At 57.4% G+C, this 352-nt stretch carries 1 protein-coding gene; it reads left to right on the forward strand.

Annotated elements, in window-relative coordinates; all coding sequences use genetic code 11:
• A partial coding sequence (locus L696_RS28235) for a hypothetical protein (RefSeq protein ID WP_209440933.1) occupies positions 1-352 on the forward strand: 352 nt, incomplete at both ends.

Raw genomic sequence — 352 nt, forward strand, 5'->3', positions numbered from 1 at the left:
CGCTGGTCGTTGGCTCTCTGCAAGAGATGACTGACAAGCTGAAGCGCTATGCAGCTGGCGAGACGGGCGTAGAAGACCTGTATCGCGGGCAATTCAGACGCAACAATGAGGATCTGATGCTGTTTGCCGCCGATGAAGACATGGCGCTGACGATTGAAGCGTGGATTGCAAAGCGCAAGTTCGGCAAACTCCTATCCTTGTGGGTCAAGGGATTGACCTTAGATTGGAAAAAGCTGCACGATGCACACCAGCCCCGCCTGATCAGTCTCCCGTCGTACCCGTTCGCCAAACAACGCGTCTGGCTCCCGGCGATCCGTGTAGCACCGGTAGCACCAGTCGCACCGGAGGGCGA

This window comes from Paenibacillus maysiensis (genome assembly GCF_000520815.1).
GTDB lineage: Bacteria > Bacillota > Bacilli > Paenibacillales > Paenibacillaceae > Paenibacillus > Paenibacillus maysiensis.